The organism is Kaistella sp. (assembly GCF_049588135.1).
GTDB lineage: Bacteria > Bacteroidota > Bacteroidia > Flavobacteriales > Weeksellaceae > Kaistella.
Map to the genome: position 1 here is coordinate 1 of NZ_JBAVFG010000151.1, position 3,905 is coordinate 3,905.

Sequence of the window (3,905 nt, forward strand, 5' to 3'; positions counted from 1 at the left end):
GAGTAATTTTTCATTATAACTTATTTGCTTAGTAACCAACAAGTTACGAAAAATAATCAACATAAACAACTGACAATCAGTTTTTTATAAGTTATTTTTCTTGTTTAATTATGCCATAAACTTTTCTTTATTTAATTTTTAAACAGGCTCTTAGAGAGGAGAAATCATTTTCCATCATTTTTTTGTTTTTATTATGTCTTGAAATTATCAACTATCGAAAATAGGTAAGCCATGAGAATTTATTATCCGAAAATTTCGCTATAAGCGCGGTCTTTCGTGCAACCTATTAGTGATTAATTTACAAAAATGTATAATAACAAACATGTTGATAAACCGCGATACTCTTCAAACTCATTTGCTCATCAGTATATTTTTCTTTAGGCAACCATAACAACTGATCGTAAATAGTTATTTTTACTCCCGTTTTCAATTCTCGGCTTTCCTTCCAATTCGGAATATTTAGTTTCTATCAACAGTGTTGAGAGTTTTGGAAAATCTTTATAAGTTTCATGAAACTGCTTCATTCTCCATAGATTTTTATCCGAAAAACCTTTTATTCCTGGTTCCGTTTTTTGAATATAATTTGCTAATTCTTCAACTACAGATTTCCCCCATTTGGAATTTTCAACTTTATTATTAACGTATTCTCCTAATATTCCAATAAAGATTGATTAATTCTTTATTTACCAATCTCAAAGCATTATTTCGAGATTGTTTGATTAATGATATTACTTGGTCAAATTGAGTAGGTGACATTCTTTGAAATATTTTTCTTAACTAACAAATTTACAATAAATCCTTTTCAAGTTCAGACTCTAACAAAAGTGGAAATTTTCCCGCTGCTCTCCGAAGTCTCCAGACTTCCGGAGTTTTTTTATTCATAGCATTTTGATATTCATTGAAAAATATGACGCCCTTTCAGGGCTTAACTGCAAATGGCTTCGTGCGGGAGCGGGGAATTTACTGACCTAGCCTTTTAATTATTCTTTAATAAATTTCTTCGAATTAGTAGTACCATTTTTATAAATTAATTGTAAAATGTAATTTCCTTTTTCCAGAAAAGCAATATTAATATTTGAATTTTTATAATAATGATCTTCTTTAATTATTATACCACCTATGTCAAAAATTCGATATTTAATAATGGATTCGTCAGAGTAAATACTAAAATAATTTGCAGCAGGATTTGGAAATAATAAAATTTCTTTCTTTTTTAAATCCTCAGCGGAAAGTTCATTTCCTTTCAATAATCTTGCAATTCTATTAATTTGTGTGGAATTATACGAAGTAAATTCTCCTCCAATTAACAATCTTCCATCATCTTGTATTTTAATAGCGTGAATGTATAAGTTTGTACTAGTCCCTGTATTAAATGAAGTATCAAGACTTCCATTTGAATTTAATCGTGCAAGATATCTTATCGAAGTGCTATTAAATTTAAAAAAACTTCCAGCTATGTAAATTTTACCATCCTTATTAAGAGCTACAGAATAAACTCCGCTATTTGCTCCAATTCCTACATCAAAAGTAGTATCAAAAGTTCCATCCTCATTTAGTCGTGCTATGCTTCTACTAACTGATCCAAAATTTAGACCACCTCCAATTAAAATTTTTTGATTTGGTTGTACTACGATTGAATTGACATTACTTTGTATTGTTTGAGTATTAAATGTTTCATCTAAGCTTCCATCAATATTTAGCCTAACCAAACCTCTTATACTCAAATTATTAAAATTGTAAAAATCCCCACCTATCAAATACTTTCCATCAGATTGAATAGCAGCCGTGTACGTTGAAAATTCTTCACCATCTGTAATTCCAGCATCAAAACTTAAATCTAAACTTCCATCCTGATTTAACCTTGCAATTCCATTTCTATAATGATTATTATAATAACTGAAATAACCACAAATCAATATTTTGCCATTATCTTGTAAAATCATTGAATATATGGTGTGATTAGCTCCTGAACCTGAATTGAAAGTGGTGTCAAGGCTTCCATCAGAGTTTAATCTAGTAATAAAATTTTGTTCAACATCATCATAATGTGTAAAATATCCACCAACGATAATTTTCCCATCAGGTTGAATAACAACTGAATAAACTTTACTATTGGGTTCTAACTTTGAAAGAAAACTATTGTCAATGTTTCCATCAAAATTTAAACGAACTAAACTCTGAGATGAATAATTATTAAATGAACTAAATTCCCCACCAACAAGAATTTTTTTGTCTTGCTGTAATGCAATGTTTTTCACAAAATAATTTGCTCCAATTCCTGGATTAAAACTAGTATCCAAATCGCCACCATTCTGACAAAATAGTTGGACAAATACTACTAATAATAAGACTGAAAAAGTTTTAACCATTATAATTTTCAAAATAAATCTAATAGAACAAACATACTATTTAATATCGATAACTTATAAAAACTGCGTACAATAACTAAGCTTTTGTTTTGCCCAACAAGTAAAAAATGGAAGGCTGGTGAACGGAGATTTTTAAACAATACATTTCTACAAGCGGTTTTGAATCTTTTATCGAAGATTTCTACGGTTAATTAAATTTCTTGCAAGTGTGAAATTTTCGTATTTTTATCCCGCGTGCGGAAATAACCAACCACTAGCAGAAATAGCAACCATAACATGAAAACTACAGCTAAACTTTACTAATAAATAAAACAACGTGGAAAGCTTTACAATAAAAGGAGAAGCAGACTTTTTAACTGTGACATTTACTGAGGTATTTGGTTTTCCAGAGACAACTTGTCATTGGGGTGGGTACGATTTACGAAACATGATAGAAATTAAATCAAGAGGCTTTTACGTAAAATCAGAATTATATACCTCGACTGGAGAAATATATCAGTTCTTTCAGCAACTTAAAATTTGTAACGAAAAACTTAGCGGGATAGCCAAGTTCATTTCTTACGAGGGAAATTTAGACTTTACAGCAGAGTATGACAAACTTGGACATGTTAATATTAAAGGTTGCTTTTCAGAACAAAATCAGTTCGACAACGAATTAAAATTTGAATTTACTTCAGACCAAACTTTTATTCGTTCGACAGTTGACGAACTCCGCTTAATTGTTGATAAATATGGCGACATGAAAGGAATTAAGAAATAAACAACGCATAACAGCACCAACCAGCTCTCCGAAGTCACCTGACTTTTGGAGTTTTTTTTAGAAAACACTGATGGAAGTTAGTTTTTTTTTGGTTTTACGGGAAACCGTAAGGTGAATAGGTTTTGTTTATATTGTCTTGATTTTTTTTTATAAATAAAGAAGTTCTGAATCTTATGTTCAAACATATTTCGCGCAACTCCTTCCTTATGGCTTACTAGTCTTAAATCTTTATAAAAATATGATATTTTACAATACCTTTTTTACGGTTTTCTGTAATGAGCAATCAAATAAGTTTTATATTTTATCAATTTCATTAAAACTATTGTTTTATTAATGATTTTTTGTTTCTGCTAGATAGCTCACCCCCATTCACGTACGAAATCGAAGATTTGGCAAAGCCACTCCTTTCGCATGGTCTCAATTAAAAATTAAATATTCCGCTTTTAGATTTTGTATTTTATATCGATGATAACCTTTATCTATCAAACCAAGTAGAAACTTTTCCAGACACCATCACCATCCTCACAAAGTTAGAAAGTGAACTTCAGATAAACAGCACCTCCAAAAACTATCCCAACTCCACCGCCGTTTTCCCCGCCAACAATAACCCGCTCCCGTCAAAAAACCGAATCAGCGCAAATTTCAACAAACCTTCATGAACATCCCCAAATCCCCCACTCTCAGGAATAAAAACCTCAGAACACGGAAGCGAAGTGAATTTAATTTAATTTCCCACAAAACTCCAATCTAAAAATGAACTGAAAACGACCTAGGAG

Annotated in this window: 3 protein-coding genes and 1 pseudogene; 1 reads left to right on the top strand and 3 read right to left on the bottom strand. The window is 30.8% G+C overall.

The features are described from left to right. Window positions 1-377: 377 nt before the first annotated feature. From WBY99_RS08700 to WBY99_RS08710, 3 genes and pseudogenes are all read right to left on the bottom strand, one after another. A complete protein-coding gene (locus WBY99_RS08700; RefSeq protein ID WP_423975940.1) occupies window positions 378-524 on the bottom strand; it encodes a hypothetical protein in 147 nt (48 codons plus the stop codon). Continuing rightward, window positions 525-668: pseudogene (locus tag WBY99_RS08705) on the bottom strand (hypothetical protein); the annotation flags it as partial. It lies immediately after the preceding gene. Between the two features lie 312 nt (window positions 669-980). Beyond that, on the bottom strand, window positions 981-2,369 hold the full coding sequence (locus WBY99_RS08710; protein ID WP_423975941.1) for a T9SS type A sorting domain-containing protein: 1,389 nt from the start codon (window positions 2,367-2,369) through the stop codon (window positions 981-983). Window positions 2,370-2,685: 316 nt separating this feature from the next. On the opposite strand from WBY99_RS08710, the gene WBY99_RS08715 reads away from it, so the two are divergent. Further along, on the top strand, window positions 2,686-3,129 hold the full coding sequence (locus WBY99_RS08715) for a WapI family immunity protein (RefSeq protein WP_423975942.1): 444 nt from the start codon (window positions 2,686-2,688) through the stop codon (window positions 3,127-3,129). Window positions 3,130-3,905 lie beyond the last annotated feature (776 nt).

Bases quoted from the DNA above. Each gene is read 5' to 3' on its own strand.
- WBY99_RS08700 (WP_423975940.1), bottom strand. From the start codon at position 524: ATGAAGCAGTTTCATGAAACTTATAAAGATTTTCCAAAACTCTCAACA.
- WBY99_RS08710 (WP_423975941.1), bottom strand. From the start codon at position 2,369: ATGGTTAAAACTTTTTCAGTCTTATTATTAGTAGTATTTGTCCAACTA.